The organism is Streptomyces sp. NPDC048604, assembly GCF_043199435.1.
Classification (GTDB): Bacteria; Actinomycetota; Actinomycetes; order Streptomycetales; family Streptomycetaceae; genus Streptomyces.
This window is the reverse complement of the sequence record NZ_JBICVX010000006.1, coordinates 81,109-105,397: the sequence shown is the minus strand read 5'-3', so window position 1 is coordinate 105,397 and position 24,289 is coordinate 81,109. Positions and strand designations below refer to the sequence as shown.

Sequence of the window (24,289 nt, the reverse complement as noted above, 5' to 3'; positions counted from 1 at the left end):
ACTCCAGGTCGGTCGGCGAAGCGGGACCCGGGCAGCGTACGGGACCGTGTCAGGCGGACGGGGTGAGGGTGTAGGTGTGGGTTGATGTGTAGAAGTCCATTGCTGCGCGGCCCTGTTCGCGTGGGCCGTGGCTGGAGTCCTTGGTGCCGCCGAAGGGGAGGTGGAAGTCGACGCCGGTGGTCGGCGCGTTGATTCGGATCATGCCGGTGTCGAGGCGGTCGAGGCTGTGCAGGGCGGCGCTCAGGTCGGCGGTGTGGACCGAGGTGACCAGGCCGTACGGCACGGCGTTGGCGATCCGCACCGCGTGGGACAGGTCGTCGGCGGGCAGCAGGGCCGCGATCGGGCCGAAGACCTCGGTGCGGAGCAGCCGGTGGCCCGGTTCGGCCTTCTCGACGAGGGTCGGCGCGGCGTACCAGCCGGGGCCGTCGGACGGCGTGCCGCCGGCGACCACCGTCGTCAGGCCCTGCGCGGCCGCGGCGACCCGGTCGCGGGCCTGCCGGTCGATGAGCGGGCCGCACACGGTGGCCTCGTCGGCGGGGTCGCCGACCGGTACGGCGCGCAGCGCTTCGGCGAGGGCCTCCCGCAGGGGGTCGAGCGCGCCGCCGACCGCGATGACGCGGCTGGTGGCGGTGCACTTCTGTCCCGCGTACCCGGCGACGGCCGCGGCCAGGTGGGCCGCCGCCCGCCCGAGGTCGGCGTCGGGCAGCACGATCGCCGCGTTGAGGCCGCCCATCTCGGCCTGGACCGGGACGCCCCGGGCCGTGGCGGCGCGGACGACGGCCCGGCCGACGGCGGTCGAGCCGGTGAACGAGACGGCGTCGGCGCAGGAGACGAGCGCGTTGCCTTCCGTGGCCGCTCCGGGCAGGACGGTGAACACACTTTCCGGCAGGGCCTGTTGGACGAGTTCGGCAAGTCTGAGGGCGCAGGCGGTGGCTTCGGGCGCGGGCTTGAGGACGACCGCGTTGCCGGCTGCCAGGGCCGGGGCGGCCTTCCAACTGGGGATGGCGAAGGGGAAGTTCCAGGGCGTGACGAGTCCGGCGACGCCGTGCGGCCTGCGGCGGGTGAGCAGCAGTCCGGGGCCGGCCGCCGGCTCGTGAACGGCGCCGACTGGCTCGTACGGGGCCTGGGCGTAGTACCGCCAGATCGCCGAGGTGCGGGCGACCTCGGCGCGGGCCTCGGCGATCGGCTTGCCGACCTCCCGTACGGCGAGCGCGGCCAGTTCGGCCGCGGCCGCGTCGACGGCGTCGGCGACGGCCGCGAGCGCGGCTGCGCGGGCGGCCGCGCCGGAGTGCTGCCACTCGGGCTGGGCCTCGCGGGCCGCCTCGACGGCGTCCGCGACGGCGAAAGCTCCGGGGGCGGGGATCCGCAGGAGCACGTCGGAGGGGTCGGCGGGGTTGTGCGAGGTGATGTGTGTGGTCGTGGGAGAGGCGGTGCCGGTCACAGGAGGAAGCCTCCGGGGAAGGGGTCGTCCGGGTCGAGGAAGTACTGGGCGGTGCCGGTGATCCAGGCGCGTCCGGTGACCGTGGGCACGACGGCGGGCAGCCCGCCCACGGTCGTCTCCTCGGTCAGCCGGCCGGTGAACCGGGTGCCGATGAAGGACTCGTTGACGAAGTCCCGGCCCAGCGGCAGGAGTCCGCGGGCGTGCAGCTGGGCCATCCGGGCCGAGGTGCCGGTGCCGCAGGGCGAGCGGTCGAACCAGCCGGGGTGGATGGCCATGGCGTGCCGCGAGCGGTGCGCGTCGGAGCCGGGCGCGGCGAGGTACACGTGTTTCACCCCGGCGATCTCCGGCTGCTCGGGGTGCACCGGGCGCTGCGGCGAGGCGTTGATCGCGTCCATGACGGCGAGCCCGGCGGCGAGCAGGTCGTCCTTGCGGGCGCGGTCGAACGGCAGTCCCAGGGCGTCGAGTTCGACGAAGGCGTAGAAGTTGCCGCCGAAGGCGAGGTCGTACGTGACGGTGCCGTACCCGGGTACCTCGGCCTTGGCGTCCAGGGCGACGCAGTACGCGGGCACGTTGGTGAGCGTGACTGCGCGGGCCGCGCCGTCCTGGACCTGGACGTCCACGGAGACGAGGCCGGCGGGGGTGTCGAGCCGGACGGTGGTGACCGGTTCGGTCACCGGCACCATGCCGGTCTCGACGAGCACGGTGGCGACGCCGATGGTGCCGTGCCCGCACATCGGGAGGAGCCCCGAGACCTCGATGTACAGGACGCCGTAGTCGGCGTCGGGGCGGGTGGGCGGCTGCAGGATCGCGCCGCTCATCGCGGCGTGGCCGCGCGGCTCGTACATGAGGAGGGTGCGCAGATGGTCGAGGTGCTCGGCGAAGTGGGTCCGGCGTTCGGCCATGGTGGCGCCGGGGACGACGCCGACGCCCCCGGTGATCACGCGGGTGGGCATGCCCTCGGTGTGCGAGTCGACGGCGTGGAAGACGTGGCGGGTGCGCACGGGCGGCTCCTTGTCTCAGCTGGTTCGGCCCTTCAGAGGGTGTCGGCGAGGGCCTTCTCGGTCGCCGCGCGCACGGCGGCCTCGGTCTCGCCGGCGAGCGGGAAGCGGGGCGGCCGGGTGGGGCCGCCGGGGCGGCCGGCGACGTCCATGGACAGCTTGATCGCCTGCACGAACTCGGTCCGCGAGTCCCAGCGAAGCAGCGGGTGCAGGGTGCGGTAGAGGGGCCGGGCGGTGTCCAGGTCCCCTGCCACGGCGGCCCGGTAGAGCGCGGCGCAGGCGGCGGGCAGCGCGTTGGGGTATCCGGCGATCCAGCCGACCGCACCGGCGACGGCGAGCTCCAGGAGGACGTCGTCGGCCCCGATCAGCAGGTCGAGATCGGGGGCGAGTTCGGCGATCCCGTAGCCGCGCCGCACGTCTCCGCTGAACTCCTTCACCGCGACCACGCTCCCGTCGTGGTACAGCCGGGCGAGCAGGTCGGGAGTGAGGTCGACCTTGGTGTCGACGGGGTTGTTGTACGCGACGACGGGCACGCCGGCCCCGGCGACCTCGGCGTAGTGGGCCCGCACGGCGGGCTCGTCGGCGCGGTACCCGTTGGGCGGCAGCAGCAGCACGGACCCGCAGCCCAGCTCCGCCGCGTGTTCGGCCCACCGGCGCGCCTCGCGGCTGCCGTACGCGGACACCCCGGGCATCACCCGCGCGCCCCCGGCCACCTCGACGGCGGTCCGCACGACGCGCTCGCGCTCGTCGTCGGTCAGGGTCTGGTACTCCCCGAGCGACCCGTTGGGCACGACGCCGTCGCACCCGTTGTCGAGCAGCCAGCGGACGTGTTCGGCGTAGGCGTCGTAGTCGACGGAGTGGTCGGCGCGGAGAGGGAGCGCGGTCGCGACCATGATGCCGCGCCAGGGGCGTTCGGGGGTCCAGGCGGGGGCGGCGGGGAAGGCCATGTGCGGAACCTTTCGGCGGGTGAGGAGAGGTGCGGAACGGTGCGGGCTCGGTGGGAGGGCGCGAGGTTGGACCGCGTCAGTCGTCGGCGCGCTCGGGTGCGGGCGCGTCGTCGGACAAGGACACGGACTCGGACGCGTCGTCGAGTGCGGCGAGTACGGCCAGGGGCACGGGCGTGGCGAGGGGCCGGCGGTCGGGGGGTGGCGGTGTGCCGTCCGCGGTGAGGCAGGCCACGGCCTGGCCGCACATGCGGCCCTGGCACCAGCCCATGCCGGCACGGGTGAGCAGTTTGACGGTGCGCGGGTCGCGGGCGCCCAGGGTGTCGACCGCCTCGCGGACGCGGCCGGCCGTCACCTCCTCGCAGCGGCAGACCTCGGTGTCGTCGGAGAGCCAGCGGGTCCAGCCGGGGCCGGGGGCGTGTGCGGTGGTCATGACGGCCGCGAAGGCGCGCAGGCGGTCGCGGCGGCGGCGCAGGGACGGGGTGAAGGGAGCGCCTCCGCGCAGCCGGGCGGCCACGGCACGGGCTGCCAACTCACCTTCCGCTCCGGCCAGTTCAGCGCCACCTACACCCCCCGTCTCCCCCGCCGACCACACCCCGCGCACGCTGGTCTCCTGCCGGTCGTCCAGGCGGAGGGCCGTCGTGCCGTCGGGCAGGACGCGGGCGGCGCAGCCGAGGGCGGTGGCCAGGTCGATCTGGGGGACGAGTCCGTGGCCGACGGCCACGGCGTCGCAGGCGATGCGGCGCTCCGTGCCCGGGACGGGGCGCCAGTCGCGGTCGAGCCTCATGACGGTGACCGCCTCGACGCGGTCGATGCCGTGCGCCTCGGTGACCGCGCTGCCGGTCCGTACCGGCACCCGGCGCCGCAGCAGCGCCGCGCCGTGGACCAGCGCCTCGGCGGCCTTGCGCGGGTTCGCGGCGAGCGCCCGCGGGCTGTGGGCGTAGCGCAGGTATCCCGCGGCCTCGACGAGCGCCGGCACCCGTGCGCCCGCGGCCGTCAGCGACGTCGCGACGGCGAGCAGCAGCGGGCCGCTGCCCGCCACCACCACACGTCGTCCGGGCAGTACGAGGCCGGACTTGAGCATCGCCTGCGCTCCCCCGGCGGCCACCACGCCGGGCAGCGTCCAGCCGGGGAAGGGGAGATGACGCTCGTACGCCCCGGTCGCGAGGAGGACGGTCCGGGCCTGGATCCGTACGGGTGTCTCGTCGTCGCCGTCGGCGCCGGTGACCGCGTGCACGGACCAGCCCGCAGCGGCGTCGTCCTTCGTGACGCTCCAGACGTGGTGGCGGGGCAGGTGGTCGGCCCCGCTGCGGGCCAGCCGGTCGCGCAGGCCGGTGTAGGCCGGCCAGTCGTGGTGCAGGGCCTCGGGCCGTGCCGCGCCCATTTCCGGGGCGGGATGCCGGTAGTACTGGCCTCCGGTCTGCGCCGCCGCGTCCAACAGGGCGACTTGCAGCCCCAGTTCGGCGGCGGTCACCGCCCCGGCCAGGCCGGCTGGTCCGGCCCCCACGACCGCAAGGTCGTACCGCTCAGACGGCGTGGCGGTCATGGCCGTGCCCCTCTTGGGTGGTGACCACGTCGCCGGCGCGCGCGGGCGTGAGGCAGGTACGGCGGTTGGGGCGGTCGTTGACGGTCGCCAGGCAGTCGTGGCACTGGCCGATGCCGCAGAACACGCCGCGCGGGCGGCCGCCGGCGCGGGTGGTGCGCCAGGCGAGGATCCCGGCCGCCCACAGCGCGGCGGCGACGGACTGGCCGGGCCGGGCGGTGACGGTACGGCCGTCGAAGGTGAACGCGAACTCGTGCGGCGGACCGGGCTGCGCGCCGGCGAGCTCGGCGGGGGTGCGGGCCACGGGCCCCTCCTCTCGTGACGACGGTGCGGGTTCTCAGGCGGATGCCGCGGCGGCCGGAAAGCGGTCGGGGCGGAACGGTGCGATGTCCAGGGGGAGTTCGCCGCCGGTGAGGCAGCGGGCGACGACGAGCCCGGTGGCGGGCGCGAGCCCGACGCCCGCGCCCTCGTGGCCACAGGCGTGCAGGAGGCCGGGCACACGCGGGTCGGGTCCGATCGCGGGCAGATGGTCGGGCAGGTACGGGCGGAAGCCCGCGTAGGTGCGCATGGCCCGCACCCCGGCGAGGACCGGGAACAGCGCGACGGCGCCGGCGGCGAGCCGCCGCAGCGCGGGCAGGGACAGTGTGCGGTCGAAGCCGACCCGTTCCCGGCTGGCGCCGATCAGGACCGGACCGGCGGGGGTGCCCTCGACGACGGCCGAGGTCTGCAGCGCCGCGGAGCCGCTCGCCACGTCCGCGACGTAGTCGGCGGCGTACACCTTGCGGCGGACGACGCGCGGCAGGGGTTCGGTGACGAGGACGAAGCCGCGGCGCGGCAGGACGGGAAGGTGGACGCCGGCCAGCCGGGCCAGTTCGCCGCCGTGCACGCCCGCGGCGTTCACCACGTACGGGGCGTGGATCTCGCCCCGTGGCGTGCGCACCCCGCGGACCTCCCCGGCGGGGCCGCGCAGCACGCCGGTGACCTCCTCCCCCAGGCGCAGCGTGACGGCGTCGCCGCAGCCGCGCAGCAGGTGCGCCGCGGCCAGCGCGGGCATGACCTGGGCGTCCGCGGGGTAATGCACGCCGCCCGCGAGGCCGGGGGCGAGGTGCGGCTCCAGGTCCTGGAGCCGGTCGGCGGGGACCGGCTCCGCGTCGACGCCTGCCGCACGCTGCCGCGCGGCGAACGCGGCGAGCGCCGCGGCCCCGGCGGCGTCCCGGGCGACGACGAGTCCGCCCTTCGCCTCGTACTCGACGGCGGACGGCAGATCCGAGGCCGCGAGTTCCGCCCACAACGTGGCGGAGATCAGGCTGAGTTGGAGTTCGGGGCCGGGTTCCTTGTCGGAGACCAGCAGATTTCCCTCGCCGGCTCCGGTGGTGCCGCCCGCGACGGCGCCACGGTCGACGACCGTGACACGCAGGCCGGCCTGTGCGGCATATGCGGCGCAGGCCGCGCCGACCACGCCGGCGCCGACCACGATGACGTCCGAGAGTCTTCTCGTGAGCACGTCAGTAATATTTCACATTGCACTGGTGCTGCCAAGAGCCGTGCAGCACACGGCAGTTGGAAGGATCAGCCCCGGCGCAGCGCGCCCAGCCGGCCCGCCGGACGCTCCACCGGCCGGTCGCGGGCCGCCGCCCACAGCGAGCGGACATGGCCCAGGTGCCGGAGCATGCAGGCCTCCACGCCCGCGACGTCCCGCGCGATCATCAGGTCGAGCAGCTCCACGTGCTCCTCGGCCGAGGAGACCAGCTTGCCGGCCTCGTCGAGGCCGGTCAGGCCGTAGAGCCGGGAGCGCTTGCGCAGGTCGCCGACGGTCTCCACCAGCCGGTCGTTTCCGGCCAGGCCGAGCAGGGTGAGGTGGAAGCGGCGGTCGGCCTCCAGATAGCCGATGAGGTCGTGCGCCCGGGCCTTGGCGACGATCTCCTCGGCCAGCGGGCGCAGTTCCTCGAGTTGCTCGGCAGTGGCGAGTTCGGTGATCCGGGCGACTGTCGGCACCTCGATCAGCATGCGCAGCTCGGTGCACTGGTCGAGCTCCTTCTCGCTGACCTCGGTGACCCGGAAGCCCTTGTTGCGCACCGGCTCGACCAGCCCCTCGCGCGCGAGGTCGAGCATCGCCTCGCGCACGGGGGTGGCCGACACGCCGAGCTCGGCCGCGAGCCCGGGGGCGGAGTACACCCCGCCGGGCTTCAGCTCGCCGGCGATCAGGGCCGCTCGCAGCGCATGACCGACCTGGTCGCGGAGCCGCTCCTGCGCCTTGATGAGCCCGTGCTGCTTCAGGTCGCCCACGCTGTGCCTCCGAGAACTCGCGGAGGCACAGCGTACAATGTCACGTTTCCCGTCAGCTCCGCAGCGGTCCCTCGCAGGTGTAGTCCGAGGTGCCGGCCGTCTTCGTCGACCAGATCTCCACCGGGCCGAAGGAACAGTTCATGTCCGCCAGGTTGTTCGTGGCGGCGCCGGCCCGGTCGAGAAGGAAGTAGTCGACCGTCTCGGACATGTCCTTGAAGACCCTGTCCTCGCTGCGCCAGTCGCCGAGGTTGGCCGTGATGCGGCCGGTGCAGACGAACCGCCGCATGCCGGGGTCGCCGTTCTCCACGCAGTCCGGCGTGCTGTAAGTGGCTGCCGCGAAGGAGGACTTCACCCCGGCGAGCGTGGCATCCCGCAGCCGCTCGTTCGGGGTGTACGTCGTGTTCGGCACGAACAGCTCGTCCACCTTGGCGATCTGCGCGTCCAGGAACCGGTCGTAGTCCCGCTGGAGGTACGTGTCCGCGCCGAGGCGGTGCCGCCAGGCGTCGTACCGGGCCACGTCGTCCGCGCGCAGGTGCGCGTACATCTCGCGGAGCAACGCGGGCCGTTCGGTCCACAGGAACTCGAAGAACGTGCCGGCGTACGCGTAGAAGCGGAAGCCGTCGCCCTCGTAGGTGGCGTTGAGCAACTGCTCGACGCTCATCCGGGGGCCGCCGCCTGCGGTGTCGTCGATGATGCTGCGCACCAGCGACTTGCGCACGGCGATCCCGTCGTCGCGCGTGGCGCCGTCGAAGAACTCGGCGGTGCCCTCGTCCATGGCTGTGGTGCGGTCGCCCTCGTACCAGGGGCCCTCGCCGAAGAAGCCGGGGACGGCGAAGCGGCCGTTGAGGTAGTGCACGTACTCGTGCCGGAACAGCTCCTCCAGGGTGAGCGAGGAGTCCTGCGGGACGCGGCGCTGGTAGGTGTAGAAGGTCGCGCCGCGCTCGATGTAGATGCCGCCGTTGTTCGTGTCGTAGCCCGTCAGGATCGGGTGGTACACGACGTAGTCGGAGCGGGAGCCGTAGAGCACGATGTTCAGGGTCGCGTTGGGGTCGCCTGCCAGCGGCTGCGCGGTGCCGAGGACGCGGTGGTACTGCGCCTTGACCTGCTTGGAGGCGTAGTAGAGCTGGTCGACGGTGGCCCGGTCGAGGCCGGTACGGACCTTGATCGCGCCGTTGTCGTAGGTGTACGTGTACGGGAAGATCCGCTTCTCGATGTCGGCCTTGCAGACGCCGTACGGGGCGCAGGCGTCGAAGAAGCCGAGCCAGCCGACCAGCTTGGCCCACGGCTCGCTGCCGTAGCCGAAGGCGGATTCCACGGGAGCGAGCAGGGCGCCGAGGTCGGGGACGATCTGGGCCTTGAGGGCGTCGATCTGGGCGAGGCGGCCGTATTCGGAGAGGGCGTCGCGGACCACCCAGGCGTTGGCCGTGCCCTTGAGGTGGGTGTGGTCGGAGAAGGCGCGCAGGGCGGCGCGGTACGCGGGGTCGGCGGCGACGGCGGCGTGGAAGGCGCGGTCCTGGTTGCCGGGGTAGACCCCGAGGTAGTTGACCGAGAGCGCGGCCAGCGCGGCACCCGCCCACGCGGGGTCCTTGTGGGTGGCGTGGTGCGCGGCGTCCATCGTGGCCAGCACCTTCTGGATCAGGCCGAGTTGGTGCTGACGAAGGCCCGGAGCGCTGGCGGCGTACAGGGCCTCGCGGAGGGTGGCGGCGTTCGTCGGCGTGACGTCGAAGGTGTGGGCGGCGCTGCCGAAGTCGGCGATCGCGCGGCGCATGGCCTCGACGGTGGGGGCGTCGGTGATGTCGATCTCGGTGCGCGAGAAGTCGTGGTAGGCCACGGCGTGCAGGTACGTGAACATCTCCTCCAGGTGCGAGGAGTTGCGCCCGTCGTGGGCGGCCGCCAGGGCGGACGCCCGGCGGGCGACGGCCTGGACGTGGGCGTCGGACATGACCGGGGCCAGGCGCGCGTCCCAGGTCCATATCAGGCCGCGCAGGCAGCCGTCGGCGAGGACGGCCGGGTCGGCGAGGAAGTCGGCGAACTGCTCCGGGGCGAGGCCCGTGATGCCGTCGAGGGTGCAGGGCACGCCGGCGGCCGTGCGGCCCGCGACGGTTCGCTTGGCGCTCTTCGCCGGACCGGGGACGCGGGCTCCGGCGCGGGTTCCGCCGGGCGCGGGGGCCGGGACGGGCTTCGCCGAGCGGGCGGTGGCGTGCCGCTCGACCTCGTCGAACGGGTTCGGCGCGGTGGGCGCGGGGGCGGCGGGCCTGGCGGCGGCCGACGCCGGTGTGGCGGCGGGCCGTTCGGCGGGCTGTTCGGCGGCCTGGGTGACGGCCTGTCCGGTCGAGGCGACGAGGGTCACCGCGACGGCGGTGGCGAGCAGGGAGGAGCGCACGGCTCTGTGCTGGGACACCAAGGACTCCTGGTCTGAGGAGAAGTGGGGGAAATGGTGCGTGGAGCGGAAGCGCAGCACTGCGTGAGCTGTAACATAGTAATGTGAAATTGCACTGACAAGCCTTATGCGCCTGCCAGTTCGAAGAGATGACATCCCAACGCACCGCGCCCGCCGGGTAGTTGACCCGGCGGGCGCGGTGCGTGTGGAGCTGCGGTCAGGACCGGTGGACCGTGACCTCCTGGAGCGAGTAGCCCCAGCCGGTACCCCGCTTCACCCCGTGGACGCGGACGTACCGGGCCGCCTCGGTGTCGAACGTCGCGGTGTCGAGCCCGCCGTCGCCCTCGTCGGTGGACCAGGCGGTGCGCCAGTCCGTGCCGTTCTCCGAGAGCTCGATCCGGTACCCGCGGGCGTACGCGGCTTCCCAGTCGAGGACGACCTTGCCCACCTGGCGCACGCTGCCGAGGTCGAGCTGCAGCCACTGGTCGTCGGACCACTCGCTCGCCCAGCGGGTGCCGCTGTCGCCGTCGACCGCGCGGCCGGAGGCGTAGCTCACGAACGGGTTCCACCACTCGGTCGAGCTGGCCGACGTCGGCACGTTCGCCGCGTAGTTGACGCCGTCCTCGTGGTCCTCGGTCTTCTTCCAGGTACCCAGGTACGACTCGGCGCCCTTGGCCAGCTCACCGATGACGGCGGGGCCGCCGCTGGTCAGACGGATCTGCTCGATCCAGTCCGGGACGAGGCCGTTGTGCGCCGCACCGTCCTTGTTGATGTCCCAGGTGCGCTCACCGGTGACCTGACGCTGGATCACCGAACCGCCGTCGAAGCTGCGGAAGGGGTACTTCACCGCGTTGGACGCACCCTCGCCGACCGGGCCGGGCCAGCCGCCGACGCCGTTCATGTCGGTGCCGTAGCCGAGGCCGACGCCGTACTTCTCACGCAGCTCGGCCTTCTCCCGCGCCTCGCCGATGAATCCCTCCGCACCGTGCATGTACGGGGCGATGAAGCCGCCGAGCCGGTACACGCGCTCGGACCAGTCGAGGTCCATCCAGCTGTGGCTGGAGATGACGCCCGGGTACTTCGAGGACTCCAGGATGTCGAGCGCGCGGCCGGCGGCCTTCACGCTCATGTGGTCGAGCTCCAGCATCATGCCGCGGTCCATCATGCCGCGCATCGCGTACTCGCCAAGGCTCGTGAGGCCGCGCTTGTTGCACTTGGCGTCCGAGGCGTAGTTGGGCACGCCCACCCCGGCCGGCAGCTTCTTCGCCATGGCGGGCGGCGCGGCGGCCAGGCCGATCGGGTTGTCGTGCTGGGGGCCGGCGCACTTCTCGGTCATCCAGAAGGTGCCGGTGGAGAGGAACTGGCCGATGTTGATGGCGACTCCGGTGGTGCCACTGTCGAAGCGGACGCCGCAGAGCGCGTTGTCGAACTTGTGACAGAGGAACATGCTGCGGACGCCGAGGTCGTACAGCTCGTCGAGGCCGGCGTCGATGTCCGCCCGGTCGCACTGCGCGACATCGAGGATCATCTTGCAGCCGAACGGCTCCGAGGTCTCCACGCCGAGGACGACGGCGAGCTTGCCCTGCTGGATCACCTCGCGGGCCTGTTCGGCGTCGGTGACGATGCGGAACCAGCCCTTTCCGGCACCGCCGTACATCTTGTCGACGTAGTCCTGCAGTTCGTAGGTCTTGCGGGCCTGGAGCCGGATCGAGGTCATCTCGTCACAGCTGCGGTCCCGGGGCAGCAGCGAGCAGATCAGCCCGTTGGTCACGAGGTCGTTGACGAGGACCCGCTGGCCGCCGCGCCAGGCGCGCTCCACCCAGGCGTAGTAGTTCTGCTGGTGGCTCAGCGACTTGTGGGCCGGCCAGTCCTTGAACGTGGGCCAGCCGACGGGGTCGTGGGTGCCGTCGTCGCCGCCGGTGAGGTGCTCGAAGAGCGCCCCCCGACCGTCGGGGTAGTGCTCGGGGCAGTCCTTCAGGGCGTCGGCGATGCCCTGCTCGGAGAAGGTCTGGCCGCAGATCATGCGGCCGCCGAAGCCCTCGTTGGACATGAGGTGGTTGTGCGCGTCCACGAAGCCGCGGACCTCGCCGTCGGCGTTCGTGCCGGTGAACGGCGCGCCGGTGACGTTCGTCTGCGAGTCGGGGGCGGGGCGGGCGGTGGGCTCCCACCAGGCGCTGCCGGCGGCGGCGGGCACCGGCGCGGAGCCGAACAGCACCGCGGCCAGAGCGAGGAACAGGGGCAGGAGAGTAAATCTCCTGCGGCGGTTGCGTGGTGCGGAACGAGTCATGGTCACGAAGCCCTCGGTCAGTGGGGGGAGATACGTGCTCAGGGCCCAGAGAATCGCGGGTATCAGAGACCGAGTCAATAGTCCGGGTCAAATGACCTACTACTCATTTTCGGGTGCCCCGACCCCTATTCGGCGGCACGTGCCCGTGACCTCAGCCCTCGATGAGCGAGACCATCTGGTCGGCGGTGATGTCGAGCTGGGACGCGGCCGCCTGCTCGTCGCCGAGGACGAGGAACTGGAGGGTGAGCCCGTCGATGATCGCGGCCAGGGACTGGGCGATCACCTCGACCGGGAGCCGCGGCTCGATCCCGCGGGCGGCGCAGACCTGTCCGATCAGTGCGGTGGCCGAGGCCACGTATTGCCGGTACTGCGCGCGGGCCAGATGCTCGAAACCGGGCTCGCGCAGGGCGTACTGGGTGAGGTCGTAGGTGAGCATGTGCTCGCCGGGGTGGGCGACGACGTCGTCCCAGTACGACTGGAGGGCGACCCGCACGGTGTCGCGGAGGGTGGCCTTGGGCTCGACGGCCGCCTGCATGACGCGGGCGACGTAGTCGCCGATGATGGTCTCGATCGCGGCTTCGAGCAGGGTCTGCTTCGAGTCGAAGCAGTAGTGGAAGACGCTCAGCGAGACCCCGGCCTCGGCGGAGATCGACCGCGTCGTCGTCCGGGCGACGCCGTCCCGCGTCATCGCCCTGATCGCCGCCTCGACCAACTGCCGGCGTCGTTCGGCCGACGGCATCCGCGCCATGCGCACGCACCTCCTGGGATCCGGCCACAGAGTAGCCGCTGCCCCCGGCGGGCCTCGGCGGGGTCCGCCGGGGCGGAACGGCCGGCGTCCTCCGGTCAGCGCGGTCGGGACGCCGTGGCGACGACCTCCGCCAGCGCCGCCGCCAGCGCGTCCAGGCCCTGGTGGGGCGCGCCGCCCGGCTCGTGCATGTAGCCGTCCCGGCGGATCTCGACCATCAGGGCAGAGACCCGGGCGTCGGTGCCGTAGTGGCGGAGCGGGACGTACGTGCCGGCGAACGGCGTGTCCAGGCCGGTCTCCCCCAGCCGTCCGAACGCCTGCGCCGCCGCGTCGACCAGCCACCGCGGCGTGTGGAAGCCGTCCGTGCCGAGGCAGACCGGCGGGCGCGGGCCCGCGCCGTGGAGTTCGTACGGCAGCGGGACCGTCGGGTACGAGTGGACGTCCACGATCACCGCCCGGCCCACCGCGCGCAGCCGGTCCGCCACCGCCTCCGTCATGGCCTGCGCGTACGGCCGGAAGTAGCGCCCGACCAGCGCCGAGCCGTCGAAGCCGGCCGACCGCAGCGGTGCGCGGTGCGTCGTGCGCGTGTACACCGCGCCCATCCCGACGGCCAGCATCTCCTCCCGCTCGTCCGGGAACCGCTCCGGGTCCACGACCAGCCGGGACATCAGGTTGACGAACCGCCAGGGCCGCACCGCGCACCGCTCCGCCGCGGCCGCGGCCAGCTCCGCCGTGTGCGCGTCCGTGATGTGGTCCAACTCCTCCTCCAGCGCCCGGTCGTCGAGGACGAGGTCCGCGCGCACCTCCGGCGGCACGGTGCGGGAGGAGTGCGGGATGTGCAGGATCACCGGGGACGCGGGGTCGCCCGGCAGCAGCCGGAAGGAGGCGGGCACGGGGTGGCTGGGGACGGAGGGGGCGTCGGTCGCTTCGGGGGCGTCGTTCATCGGGTTCCTTGTCGCCGGGCATGTGGTCGTCGTCGTGTGGATCAACGTGCGCCGGCCGTTCCCCGTGCCCGCGACACCGTCCGTCTCTCCCTGCCGTGATCCCCCTGACGTGCAGTTCCGCGCCTGTCGGCCGACCATGAGGAGAGGGGCCCCACCTCGGGAGGGCCAATGAGGCATGTGTCCGTCCTCGTCGTCGGCGCCGGGCCCGTCGGGCTGACCGCCGCGGCGGAACTGCGCCGGCGCGGCGTCGACGTGCGGATCGTCGACCGGCTCAAGGCCCGGCTGCCGTTCGCCAAGGCCGTCGGGATCCAGCCGCGCACCCTGGAGATCTGGGACCTCATGGGCTGTGTGCGGCCCGCTCTGGACGCCGCCGAGCCGCTGCGCGGCCAGCTGGCCTATGTCGACGGCGTCGAACAGGTCCGGATCCGGCTCGCGCTGCCGCCCGAGGTGCCGTACGGCTTCGCCGCGCTGCCGCAGTACGAGACCGAGCGGATCCTGGAGGACTTCCTGGGCGGCTTCGGGACCCGGATCGAGCGCGGTGCGGAGCTGGTGTCGTTCGAGCAGGACGCGGACGGCGTCACGGCCCGGCTGGTCTGGAACCAGGGCGACGGCAGGACCTCGGAGGAGGAGGTGCGCTGCGGGTACATGGTCGGCTGCGACGGTGCGCACAGCACCGTACGGAAGGGACTCAGGCTCGGCTTCGAGGGCGGCGCGTTCCCGGACGCGTACATGCTCGGGGACGTCCAGGTCGGCTGGGACCTGCCCGCCGGGTACGCGCTGCGCTCCATGCACCGCGGCCCGGACGGCGCGATCGACGACACCCTGGTGGCCATTCCGCTGCCGGGGCACGGCCGGTACCGCATGTCGATGACGGTCCCGCCAGAACTGACCCCCGCCGCCGACGGGCCGGACGGCGTGGCGCACGGCCTCGAGGGCGGTCGCGCCCCGACGCTCGCCGACATCCAGACCGTCCTCGACCGGCTGTCACCGCAGCCCGTGACCGCCTCGCACCTGCGCTGGTCGTCGGTGTTCCGGATCAGTCACCGGCTGGTCGACCGGTACGGCGAGGGGCGGGTGTTCGTCGCCGGGGACGCCGCGCACATCCATCCGCCGACCGGTGCGCAGGGCATGAACACCGGGATCCAGGACGCCTACAACCTGGCGTGGAAGCTGGCCCTCGCGGTGGAGGGCGGCGCGAACGCCGGACTGCTCGCGAGCTACGACGCCGAGCGCCGGCCGGTCGGCGCGGAGGTCGTCGGGCGGACCGTGCGGCACGCCGCCGAGGGCGTGCAGGCGGACACCGCCGACCCGGAGACGCTGATGCTGCGCGAGGCGCAGCTGCTGGTGGCGTACCGGGGCAGCCCGATCGTGGGCGAGCCCGACCCGTCCGCCGGCGCGGACGGCGGGCCCCAGCCCGGCGACCGCGCCCCGGACTGCGGCGGGCTCGCCGGGGACCTCGCCGCCTACCCGCTTCGCCTGTACGACCTGCTGCGCGGCCGCGGGCACGTCCTGCTGCTGTACGGCGACGGCGCCGCGGCCACCGACCTGCACCGACTCGCCTACGCGGCCGGGCTGTTGTCGCGCGGCCGGGTGGAGTCCTGCGCGGTGCTCGCGGACGGCGGCACGCCGATCGGCGGTACGGGTCTGCCCGTGTACCGGGACGCGCGCGGCGAGTTCGCGAAGCAGTACGGGGTCCGGGTCCCCACGGCCTTCCTGGTACGGCCCGACGGGTATCTGGGCGCGCGGTTCACCGCGCTGAGCGAGGGGCCGCTCGCGGACCGGCTGGCGACCGTCTTCCGCGTCTGAGACGAGCCGCCGGGGCTCAGGGGACTCAGAAGACGGACAGGCCCGTGATGGTGGTGAACCGGTCGAGGGCCGCCACGCCGGCCACGGAGTTGCCGCGGGCGTCCAGGCCGGGGCTCCAGACGCACAGGGTGCAGCGGCCGGGGACGACGGCGATGATCGCGCCGCCCACGCCGCTCTTGCCGGGCAGCCCGACCCGGTAGGCGAAGTCGCCGGCCGCGTCGTAGGTGCCGCAGGTGAGCATGACGGCGTTGACCTGCTTGGCCTGGCTGCGGGTCAGCAGCCGGGCGCCGTCGGCCCGGATGCCGTGCCGGGCCAGGAAGCCGGTGGCGACGGCCAGATCGGCGCAGGACGCCTCGACGGAGCACTGGCGGAAGTACTCGCGCAGCAGCGCCGGCACGGGCGTGGTGATGTTGCCGTACGAGGCCATGAAGTGGGCCAGCGCCGCGTTGCGGTCGCCGTGTGCGTTCTCGGAGGCGGCGACGTCGTGGTCGAAGTCGAGGTCCTCGTTGCCGCTCTCGGCGCGCAGGAAGTCCCGCAGCGCGCCGGAGGCGTCGCCGGTCAGGCGCTGCAGCCGGTCGGTGACGACGAGCGCGCCGGCGTTGATGAACGGGTTGCGCGGGATGCCGTTCTCGTACTCCAGCTGCACGAGCGAGTTGAACGGGTTGCCGGACGGTTCGCGTCCGACGTGCTCCCAGAGGATCTCGCCCTCGTGGGCGAGGGCCAGGGCGAGCGTGAAGACCTTCGTGACCGACTGGGTGGAGAACGGCCGCTGCCAGTCCCCCACGCCGTACACGGTGCCGTCGAGCTCGGCCACGGCCATGCCGAAGCGGTTCGGGTCGCCGGCGGCGAGCGCGGGGATGTAGTCGGCGGGCCGGCCCCGTTCGCCGAGGGTCCGGATCTCCTCGGCGATCAGTTCGAGGACGGGTTGGAAGGACAGCACCATGATCGGCATTGTGCCGTGCCTGCCGGCCCGGGGCGCACTGCCTCAGCCGGTACGCCGCCGGGACCAGGCTCTCGCCCGGCGCATGACCAGCCGCAGCAGGCACACCAGGGTCAGGACCCAGGTGGCGGCGAAGGCCCAGACCAGCACGGGCGCCTCGGTGGCGACGGCGAGGACGAGCAGGGTGAGGGTCGTCGCGCCCAGCAGGACGACGGCGGTCACGGACACGCCGAAGCCGGCGAGGCCGGGGCGCCCGTGGCGGCGCATGGTGCTCAGACTGCGTTCGAGGGGCTCGTCGTCGCGCAGCGCGTGCTCGATCTCGTCGAGGATGCGCCGCTCCTTCTCCGAGAGCCGGGCGTCGTCCCTTTCGGAGTCCATCCGGACACCTCCTCCCGGTCCCGCGGATGCATGTCCGCCCCCTGCTGGTACCCGTTCCTGGCCGCTCTCAGACCCGGAAGGGAGGCTTCCGCACGCGTAGAATCGGGAGCGACCAGCGGCACGTTCCTCCGGTGGGTACGGAGGTCGCCTTGACCAGCTCTGCCGGCCCGTCCAGGCCCCGGACACCGTCCGCGTACGCCGGCCTGCTCGCCGAGAACCGGCGGCTGCGGGCCCGTGCCGCACACCGTCATCTGCTCGATCTGGCCACCGGCATCCTGTCCGCCCAGCTCGGCCTGTCCCTGCGGGACGCGGCCGAGCACCTGGAGGGCCTCGCGGAGGCGACCGGGCTGCCGGTCGCCGACGTCGCCGCGGACATCGTGAACGCCGCGCCGGGGGACCCCTCGCCCGGCGCCGGGCCGGTCGCCGCCCCCGACGACGCGGAGGCCGGGGAAGCCCGCCGGGAGCGCCGGGCCGCCGCCGCGGCGGAGACCGCCGACACCGTGGGCGAGGCGGCGCGGGCCCTGCTGGAGGGCGGGCTCGCCCCGCTCGGCGCGGACAGTCTGTGGCTGTGGCGGTGCGCGGAGTCCGGGGGGCTGCGGCTCGCCGGGCACGCCGGGGTCGGAGCCCTGGAGGCGGCGGCCTGGCAGTGGCTCCCGCCGTCCGTGGGCGAGCCGTTCCGCGCGGTGCTCGCCGACAACGTGCCCGCGTGGCTGGCACAGGGCCCGACGGGCGGGGAGGTGCTGCCGGGGGCCGTGCGGGAGGCGGCCCGCGCGCTGGTCCCGCTGCGCCGGCACCGTACGACGGTGGGCCTCGCCCTGGTCTGCTGGCCCGGTCCCACGGAGTTCGACGCGCCGGTGCGGCGCGCCGTGGACGGTCTCCTTGAGGTCGCCGCGACCGTCCTGGACGGCGCGGAGTCCCCGCAGCCGGCGGTCCCGGTGCTGGTGGACGTGCTGGACGCGCTGGTCCATCCCGCGCTGCTGCTGCGTGGTGCCGGCGGGTCCGGGGTCCCCGTCGTGGAGCACCTCAACGAGGCGGCGGTGGCGGCGCTGGACGGGCCGGAACTTCCCGACGTCCGCTCGCCGGCGTCGGCGCTGCCGCTCGTGCACAAGGACGTCGTCCGGCTCGCCCGGCGGGCCGCGGCGAGCGGCCGCGTCCAGCGGGCCGCCCGGCTGCCCGCGACGGCGCGCCCGGACGAGGCCCCGCCGCTGCTCGACGTGCGGGTGCTGCCGGGCGGCGAGGACCGCACGGTGGTGCTGTGGCACACCGCGGGCGACCCGCGGCTCGCGACGGAGCGCGCCGTCGCACAGCTCCAGGGGGTGGCGACCTTCCACGACAGTCTGACCGGCGGCGGGACGGTCTGGTCGGAGCAGGCGTACGCGCTGTTCGGCATGGCCCGGGACGAGACGCCGGTCCCGCTCCTCGGGCTGCGCTCCCGGCTGCACCAGGGCGACGGGGAGGCGCTGACCCAGCTGCTGCGGACGCTGACGGAGCGCAAGACCGGCGCGCACGCGGTGCTGCGGGTGGTGATGCCGGGCGGTTCGGTGCGGCATCTGCGGGTGGCGGCGCAGCCGCTGCTCGACGGGGCGGACGTCACCGGCTTCGCCGGCGTGTACCAGGACGTGTCGGACACGCTGCGCACCGAGGCCGCGCTGACGGCGACGTTCGACCACCTGACGGTGGTGCGCAACCAGGCCGAGATGCGGCGGCAGTTGGCGCTCCAGCTGCAGCAGGCGATCGTGCCGGAGGTGCCCGGCGTGCAGGAGCTGCCGGGCGATCTGGAGGTCGCCGCGCGCTACCGGCCGGCCGGCGAGGAGTACCAGGTGGGCGGCGACTGGTACGACGTGCTGCCGCTGCCCGGCGGCCGGATCCTGGTCGCGGTCGGGGACATCGCGGGGCACGGCATCGACTCGGTCACCGGTATGGTGGCGCTGCGCAACGCGGGGCGGGCGCTGGCCTTCACCGGCCATTCGCCGCGCCGGCTGATGGGCCTGCTGAACGAGGTGACGCTGCGGACCGGCGCCGGCACGACGGCGACGGCGGTGTGCGCGCTGTACGACCCGGAGGAACGGACGCTGCTGTGGTCGAGCGCCGGCCATCTGCCGCTGCTGCTGGTCCGGGACGGCCGGGCGCGGCTGGTCGACCCGCCGCAGGACGTGCTGCTGGGCGCTGTGCCGTCGTTCGCGTACGAGGAGCGGCGGACCGTGCTGCGTCCGGGGGACACGCTGCTGCTGTACACGGACGGGCTGGTGGAGCGCCGGCACGACGGCCTGGGGGCGGGGCTGCTCGAACTGGCCGAGGAGGCCGAGCGGTTGGCGGAGCTGCCGCTGGCCCGGCTGCTCGACGGGCTGCTCGGCGCGGCGACGGGCGACACGGACGACGACACGAGCATCGTCGCGCTGCGGCTGGGCGGCGGGGGCGAGGACGCGGGTGCGGACGAGGACGAGGGGGAAGGCTCAGGATCCTGACGGTGTGTCATTCCGGGAGCCAGCGGCGGATCTTCTCCATCAGGGCGTTCTCGTCGACCGGCTTGGGCAGATAGTCGTCCGCCCCCGCGTCGATGGCGCGGGCCCGGTCGCCGGGCATGACCTTGGCGGTGACGGCGACGACGGGCAGGTCCTCGCGGTCGGAGAGCTGCCGGAGGGCCCGGATGGCGGCGTAGCCGTCCACGCCGGACATCATCACGTCCATCAGGACGAGCCGGATCTCCGGGTGGGCGCCGAGCAGGTCGAGACCTTCCTCGCCGCCGCCGGCGGTGAGCACGCGCAGTCCGTTGCCCTCGAGGACCTCGGTGAGCGCGAACACGTTGCGCGGGTCGTCGTCGACGACGAGGACCGTCCCGCGCGCGGTCTCCGGCAGGGCGGCCTCGGCGGGGGCTGGGGCGGCCCGGTCCGCGCCGGCGTCGCCGTTCCCGTCGTCGGCCGTGGGCTGCGCCCGGGCGGGGGCGGGATCGGGCAGGTAGAAGGTGAACCGGCTGCCGCGGCCGGGCGTGCTCTCGGCGCGGATGGTGCCGCCGAGGAGTCCGGCCACCTCGCGGCTGATGGACAGGCCGAGGCCGGTGCCGCCGTAGCGGCGGGCGGTGGTGCCGTCGCCCTGCTGGAAGGCCTCGAAGATGTGCTCCAGGCGCTCGGCGGGGATGCCGATCCCGGTGTCGACGACCCGGAAGGCGAGGACGGGCCGGTCGCCGCGCAGGTCGACCGGAGGTTCCTCGGGGGCGGCGTACTCCACGGTCAGCGAGACGCGGCCCTCGTCGGTGAACTTCAGGGCGTTGGAGACCAGGTTGCGCAGGATCTGCCGGACCCGCGCCTCGTCGGTGGTGAGCTGCTCGGGCAGGTCGGGGGCGACGCTCAGGGCGAACTCCAGGGCGCGTTCGTCGGCCACGGGTCCGAAGGTGGCCTCCAGGTACTCCAGGAGCCGGCGCAGCGAGAACGGCTCGTGCCGGATGTCCATCTTGCCGGCCTCGACCTTCGACAGGTCGAGGATGTCGTTGATCAGCTGGAGCAGGTCCGAGCCGGCGGAGTGGATGACCTCGGCGTAGTCGACCTGCTTCTCCGTCAGATTGCCCTCGGGGTTCTGGGAGAGCAGCCGGGCGAGGATGAGCAGGCTGTTGAGCGGGGTCCGCAGTTCGTGGCTCATGTTGGCGAGGAACTCGGACTTGTACATGGAGGTGCGGGACAGTTCCTGGGCGCGCTCCTCCAGTTCCTGCCGGGCCTGCTCGATGACCCGGTTCTTCGACTCGATGTCCTTGTTGCGCTGGGCGAGCAGTGCGGCCTTCTCCTTCAGCTCCGCGTTGGAGCGCTGGAGTTCCTGCTGACGGGCCTGCAACTCCTGGGAGCGGGACCGCAGTTCGTCGGTGAGCCGGCGGGACTGGCCGAGCAGCTCGTCGGTGCGGATGTTGGCGACCAGGGAGCCGAGGACGGCGCCCGCGCTGTCGACGAGGCGGTCGAGGAAGTCGCGGTGCAGGGCGGTGAACGGGTGCAGGGAGGCGAGTTCGACCGCGCCGAGGACCTGGTCCTCGACCACGATCGGCAGCACGATCAGGGTGCCGGGCTCGTGTTCGCCGATGCCGGAGGCGACGGTCGCGTAGCCCGGGGGCACCCGGTCGACGACCAGCGTGCGGCGGTCGCGGGCGGCCTGGCCGACGAGGGACTGGCCGAGGCCGAAGCGGCGCGGTGCGCCGCCGAGCGGCACGGGCGAGCCGTACGCGGCGGTCATGACGAGTTCGGGGCCGTGCTCGCCCTCCTCGGCGAGGAAGAACGCGCCGTACGGGGCGGAGACCAGCGGCGGCACCTCGGCCATGATCAGCTCGGCGATGCCGGTGAGGCTGCGGGTGCCCTGGAGCAGGCCGGTGATGCGGGCGAGGTTGGTCTGCAGCCAGTCCTGCTCCTGGTTGGCGCGGGTGGTGGCGCGCAGCGACTCCACCATGGAGTTGATGTTGTCGCGGAGGTCGCCGACCTCGCCTGGGGCGTCGACGGTGATGGAGCGGGTGAGGTCCCCCTCGGCGACGGCGCTGGTGACCTCGGCGATGGCGCGGACCTGCCGGGTCAGGTTGCCGGCCAGTTCGTTGACGTTCTCGGTGAGCCGTTTCCAGGTGCCGGAGACGCCCTCGACCTCGGCCTGGCCGCCGAGCCGGCCCTCGGTGCCGACCTCGCGGGCCACCCGGGTGACCTCGGCGGCGAACGACGACAGCTGGTCGACCATCGTGTTGATGGTGGTCTTGAGCTCCAGGATCTCGCCGCGGGCGGAGACGTCGATCCGGCTGGTCAGGTCGCCCTGGGCGACGGCGGTGGTGACCTGGGCGATGTTGCGGACCTGGTTGGTCAGGTTGTCGGCCATCGAGTTGACGTTGTCGGTGAGGTCCTTCCAGGTGCCGGAGACCCCGTGGACGGTCGCCTGGCCGCCCAGATTGCCCTCGGTGCCGACCTCGCGGGCGACGCGGGTGACCTCCTCGGCGAACGAGGAGAGCCGGTCGACCATGGTGTTGATGGTCTCCTTCAGCTGCAGGATCTCGCCGCGGGCGTCCACCCGGATCTTCTGCGTGAGGTCGCCGCGGGCGACCGCGGTGGCCACCTGGGCGATGGAACGGACCTGGGACGTGAGGTTGTCCGCCATGGCGTTGACGCCGGAGGTGAGTTCCTGCCAGGCGCCCTGCGCCCGCGGCTCGCGCACCCGACCGCCGAGCAGGCCCCGGCCGCCGACCTCGCCGGCGACGCGGGTGACCTCGGAGGTGAGCAGGGAGAGCCGGTCGACGGTCTCGTTGTAGACCGCGACGATCTCGCCGAGGAGGGGGTCGGCGGGGCCGGCGGGCACGGTCAGCCGGACGGAGAGGTCTCCGTCCCGTACCGCGGTGAGCCCGGCGAGCAGCTGCCGGAGCCCTTCCTGCCCGGGCTCGCGGCGTGGGTCGTCGGGGCGTGATCGGTGCTCTGCCATCGGTGCCTCGGTTCCACCATAGGTCGGGTGCGCCGTTCGGGCCCGGGGCTCACCCGTATGGCACGGGCGGGGTACGCGGGGTGGCGCGAGCGGGGACGATGGTCCCCGGGGTGGTAGACGTGAGCGGGAGCGTGATGACGGGTACGGGCGGCGGAGTCGTGGCGGCGCGGTGGCTGGCACGTTGCGCGGTGCTGGCCGCGCTGGGCTCCGTGGCGGTGCTGCTGCTGGGGCTCGGCGAGGGCGGGCTGCTCGTCGTGGGCGGGGGGCTGGCGGGGCTCGTCGCCTGTGCGGCCGGCGGGTGGTGGTTCCTGGCGCACCGGGGCCTGGTACGGCTGTTCGGGGCGGTGCTCGCGGTGGCCGCCCCGCTGGCCGTGCTGCTGCTGTTCACGACGGACGGGCTGTGGAAGATCGCGCTGTTCGCCACCCTTCTCTGGGTCCTGGCGCTCTTCCTCGCCCGAGCGGCGCTGCGCGGGACACGGCCGAGGAAGACCCGGCACGGGCGGAGCGTGCCCGGGCCCCGGCGGCCGGTGCTCATCATGAACCCGAAGTCCGGGGGCGGGAAGGTCGAGCAGTTCGGGCTGGTGGACAGGGCGGAGGAGCTCGGGGCGCGGGTGATCCTGCTCGACCCGTCGACCCACCAGGACGTGACGGCACTGGCCCGGCAGGCGGTCGCCGAAGGTGCCGACCTGCTCGGCGTCGCGGGCGGCGACGGCACGCAGGCCCTGGTGGCGGCGGTGGCCGCCGACCATGACCTGCCGTTCCTCGTGGTGTCCGCGGGCACCCGCAACCATTTCGCCATGGACCTCGGCCTCGACCGGGCCGATCCGTCGCGCTGCCTCGACGCCCTGTCCGGCGGCGAGGAGCTGCGCATCGACCTGGGCGAGGTCGCGGGCCGGCCGTTCGTGAACACCGTGTCGTTCGGGGTGTACGCGGACGTGGTGCAGCGGCCCGAGTACCGCGACGACAAGGCGGGCACGGTGCTGAAGCTGATGCCCGACCTGCTGGTCGGCGAGGGGGTGCGGCGGCTCGACGCACGGGTGGACGCCGAGCGGCTGACGGGGCAGCAGGCGCTGCTGGTCAGCAACAACCCGTACACCTCCCCGGACGCCTGGACCGGCGGCGCCAAACGGCCGCGGCTCGACGGCGGCGAGCTGGGCGTGGTCGGGATCCGGGTGGAGGGCGCGGCGCAGGCCGCGGACCTGGCCGTACGGGGCTCCCAGTCGCCGGCGCTGACCGTGACCACCGCGCACGGGGTGGAGGTGACCTCGGACGCGGCCGACATCGCGGTGGCGGTGGACGGCGAGGCGCTGCGGATGCCCACGCCGGTGGTGTGCGTGCTGCGCCCGCAGGCGCTGCGGGTCCTGGTGCCGCACGACCGTCCGGGTGTCGTCCTTCCCGCGCCGCCGGTGAACTGGCGGCTGCTCTTCGACCTCGCTGTCGGCCACGGCGACCTGGCCTCCGTGGGAGCGAAGCGTGCCTGAACCGAACCCGGCCCCGTCCGGTCCCCCGCCGTCCGGTCCCCCGCCGTCGGGTCCCTCGCCGTCCGGGTCCGCCGCGTCCGGGGTGTCGCTGTGGCGCTCGCTGGCCGCCGCCCGGACGGCCGTGACCGCCGTCCTTGGCGACCTGGACGCGATCGACGGGGCCCTGTACGCGGCCGTGGCCGACACGCCGACGCCGACCCTGGACCGGGCGCTGCGGCGGCTCTCGCACACGGCCGACCACTCGAAGATCTCCCTGACCGTGGCCGCGGGGCTGGCCCTGAAGCCCGGCCGGCCGCGGCAGGCCGCGCTGGCCGGGGTCGGCGCGATCATGATCGCCTCGACGGCGGCGAACCTGTTCGGCAAGCAGATGGTCCGCCGCCGGCGGCCCGACCGGGAGGCGGCCCGGGTGGTCGTCGACCGGCATGTGCCGATGCCGAAGTCGGCGTCGTTCCCGTCGGGCCACACGGCCTCCGCGACCGCGTTCGCCACCGCCGTGGGCGTGGTGCTGCCCCCGGCGGCGGTGCCGCTCGGCATCCTGGCCTCCGCCGTCGGCTACTCGCGGGTCCACACCGGCGTGCACTACCCCGGGGACGTCGCGGCCGGCGCCGTCCTCGGCCTGACGTCCGCGGTGGTGTCGCTGGCGCTCTCGTACGGCCCCCGACACCGCTCCGAGCCGTGAGCGCCGCACG

At 73.8% G+C, this 24,289-nt stretch carries 18 protein-coding genes; 4 read left to right on the top strand and 14 right to left on the bottom strand.

The genetic code is table 11. From position 1 onward, the window contains the following. Positions 1-49 precede the first annotated feature (49 nt). The 11 genes from ACGFMM_RS14525 to ACGFMM_RS14475 form a co-directional block, all read right to left on the bottom strand. On the bottom strand, positions 50-1,441 hold the full coding sequence (locus ACGFMM_RS14525; RefSeq protein ID WP_393646474.1) for an aldehyde dehydrogenase family protein: 1,392 nt from the start codon (positions 1,439-1,441) through the stop codon (positions 50-52). Next, positions 1,438-2,442 (bottom strand): proline racemase family protein, encoded by a 1,005-nt coding sequence (locus tag ACGFMM_RS14520; RefSeq protein WP_393646472.1) that lies wholly within the window; start codon positions 2,440-2,442, stop codon positions 1,438-1,440. Before ACGFMM_RS14520 ends, ACGFMM_RS14525 begins: the two co-directional genes overlap by 4 nt. Before the next feature lie 32 nt (positions 2,443-2,474). Continuing rightward, positions 2,475-3,386 (bottom strand): dihydrodipicolinate synthase family protein, encoded by a 912-nt coding sequence (locus tag ACGFMM_RS14515; RefSeq protein WP_393646470.1) that lies wholly within the window; start codon positions 3,384-3,386, stop codon positions 2,475-2,477. Between the two features lie 76 nt (positions 3,387-3,462). Next, on the bottom strand, positions 3,463-4,929 hold the full coding sequence (locus ACGFMM_RS14510) for an NAD(P)/FAD-dependent oxidoreductase (protein WP_393646468.1): 1,467 nt from the start codon (positions 4,927-4,929) through the stop codon (positions 3,463-3,465). Next, on the bottom strand, positions 4,910-5,230 hold the full coding sequence (locus ACGFMM_RS14505; protein WP_393646466.1) for a (2Fe-2S)-binding protein: 321 nt from the start codon (positions 5,228-5,230) through the stop codon (positions 4,910-4,912). The genes ACGFMM_RS14510 and ACGFMM_RS14505 overlap by 20 nt, the downstream gene beginning before the upstream one ends. A gap of 33 nt (positions 5,231-5,263) precedes the next feature. After that, positions 5,264-6,430, bottom strand: a complete 1,167-nt coding sequence (locus ACGFMM_RS14500) for an NAD(P)/FAD-dependent oxidoreductase (RefSeq protein ID WP_393646464.1) — start codon at positions 6,428-6,430, stop codon at positions 5,264-5,266. Between the two features lie 65 nt (positions 6,431-6,495). Beyond that, positions 6,496-7,212 carry a GntR family transcriptional regulator gene (locus tag ACGFMM_RS14495; RefSeq protein ID WP_393646462.1) on the bottom strand — a complete coding sequence of 239 codons (717 nt, stop codon included), beginning with the start codon at positions 7,210-7,212 and terminating at the stop codon, positions 6,496-6,498. A 52-nt stretch (positions 7,213-7,264) separates the two neighbouring features. Then, on the bottom strand, positions 7,265-9,613 hold the full coding sequence (locus ACGFMM_RS14490; protein ID WP_393646460.1) for a collagenase: 2,349 nt from the start codon (positions 9,611-9,613) through the stop codon (positions 7,265-7,267). A 196-nt stretch (positions 9,614-9,809) separates the two neighbouring features. Continuing rightward, the gene (locus ACGFMM_RS14485) at positions 9,810-11,879 is read right to left on the bottom strand and encodes a discoidin domain-containing protein (RefSeq protein ID WP_393646458.1); all 2,070 of its coding nucleotides are present in this window, start codon (positions 11,877-11,879) and stop codon (positions 9,810-9,812) included. A gap of 151 nt (positions 11,880-12,030) precedes the next feature. Further along, on the bottom strand, positions 12,031-12,627 hold the full coding sequence (locus ACGFMM_RS14480) for a TetR/AcrR family transcriptional regulator (RefSeq protein WP_393646456.1): 597 nt from the start codon (positions 12,625-12,627) through the stop codon (positions 12,031-12,033). A 95-nt stretch (positions 12,628-12,722) separates the two neighbouring features. Then, the gene (locus ACGFMM_RS14475; protein WP_393646454.1) at positions 12,723-13,568 is read right to left on the bottom strand and encodes an N-formylglutamate amidohydrolase; all 846 of its coding nucleotides are present in this window, start codon (positions 13,566-13,568) and stop codon (positions 12,723-12,725) included. Positions 13,569-13,736: 168 nt separating this feature from the next. Between ACGFMM_RS14475 and ACGFMM_RS14470 the strand changes: the two genes are divergently transcribed. After that, on the top strand, positions 13,737-15,374 hold the full coding sequence (locus ACGFMM_RS14470; RefSeq protein WP_393646452.1) for an FAD-dependent monooxygenase: 1,638 nt from the start codon (positions 13,737-13,739) through the stop codon (positions 15,372-15,374). Positions 15,375-15,399: 25 nt separating this feature from the next. Here ACGFMM_RS14470 and ACGFMM_RS14465 read toward each other — a convergent pair whose 3' ends face one another. Next, positions 15,400-16,326 carry a glutaminase gene (locus ACGFMM_RS14465; RefSeq protein WP_393646450.1) on the bottom strand — a complete coding sequence of 309 codons (927 nt, stop codon included), beginning with the start codon at positions 16,324-16,326 and terminating at the stop codon, positions 15,400-15,402. Between the two features lie 33 nt (positions 16,327-16,359). Continuing rightward, positions 16,360-16,692, bottom strand: a complete 333-nt coding sequence (locus tag ACGFMM_RS14460; protein WP_393646448.1) for a DUF3040 domain-containing protein — start codon at positions 16,690-16,692, stop codon at positions 16,360-16,362. Between the two features lie 149 nt (positions 16,693-16,841). Between ACGFMM_RS14460 and ACGFMM_RS14455 the strand changes: the two genes are divergently transcribed. Further along, entirely contained in the window at positions 16,842-19,157 is a 2,316-nt protein-coding gene (locus ACGFMM_RS14455; protein ID WP_393646446.1) for a SpoIIE family protein phosphatase, read from the top strand. Positions 19,158-19,164: 7 nt separating this feature from the next. On the opposite strand, the gene ACGFMM_RS14450 is transcribed toward ACGFMM_RS14455, so the two are convergent. Next, complete coding sequence (locus tag ACGFMM_RS14450) at positions 19,165-22,119, bottom strand: HAMP domain-containing protein (RefSeq protein ID WP_393646444.1); 2,955 nt, start codon at positions 22,117-22,119, stop codon at positions 19,165-19,167. Positions 22,120-22,253: 134 nt separating this feature from the next. On the opposite strand from ACGFMM_RS14450, the gene ACGFMM_RS14445 reads away from it, so the two are divergent. Continuing rightward, positions 22,254-23,600 (top strand): diacylglycerol/lipid kinase family protein, encoded by a 1,347-nt coding sequence (locus ACGFMM_RS14445; RefSeq protein ID WP_393646943.1) that lies wholly within the window; start codon positions 22,254-22,256, stop codon positions 23,598-23,600. Positions 23,601-23,682: 82 nt separating this feature from the next. Then, positions 23,683-24,279, top strand: a complete 597-nt coding sequence (locus tag ACGFMM_RS14440; RefSeq protein ID WP_393646942.1) for a phosphatase PAP2 family protein — start codon at positions 23,683-23,685, stop codon at positions 24,277-24,279. The last annotated feature ends 10 nt before the right edge of the window (positions 24,280-24,289 follow it).

Bases quoted from the DNA above. Each gene is read 5' to 3' on its own strand.
- ACGFMM_RS14515 (WP_393646470.1), bottom strand. From the start codon at position 3,386: ATGGCCTTCCCCGCCGCCCCCGCCTGGACCCCCGAACGCCCCTGGCGC.
- ACGFMM_RS14510 (WP_393646468.1), bottom strand. From the start codon at position 4,929: ATGACCGCCACGCCGTCTGAGCGGTACGACCTTGCGGTCGTGGGGGCC.
- ACGFMM_RS14485 (WP_393646458.1), bottom strand. From the start codon at position 11,879: ATGACTCGTTCCGCACCACGCAACCGCCGCAGGAGATTTACTCTCCTG.
- ACGFMM_RS14480 (WP_393646456.1), bottom strand. From the start codon at position 12,627: ATGGCGCGGATGCCGTCGGCCGAACGACGCCGGCAGTTGGTCGAGGCG.
- ACGFMM_RS14475 (WP_393646454.1), bottom strand. From the start codon at position 13,568: ATGAACGACGCCCCCGAAGCGACCGACGCCCCCTCCGTCCCCAGCCAC.
- ACGFMM_RS14470 (WP_393646452.1), top strand. From the start codon at position 13,737: ATGAGGCATGTGTCCGTCCTCGTCGTCGGCGCCGGGCCCGTCGGGCTG.
- ACGFMM_RS14465 (WP_393646450.1), bottom strand. From the start codon at position 16,326: ATGCCGATCATGGTGCTGTCCTTCCAACCCGTCCTCGAACTGATCGCC.
- ACGFMM_RS14460 (WP_393646448.1), bottom strand. From the start codon at position 16,692: ATGGACTCCGAAAGGGACGACGCCCGGCTCTCGGAGAAGGAGCGGCGC.
- ACGFMM_RS14450 (WP_393646444.1), bottom strand. From the start codon at position 22,119: ATGGCAGAGCACCGATCACGCCCCGACGACCCACGCCGCGAGCCCGGG.
- ACGFMM_RS14445 (WP_393646943.1), top strand. From the start codon at position 22,254: ATGACGGGTACGGGCGGCGGAGTCGTGGCGGCGCGGTGGCTGGCACGT.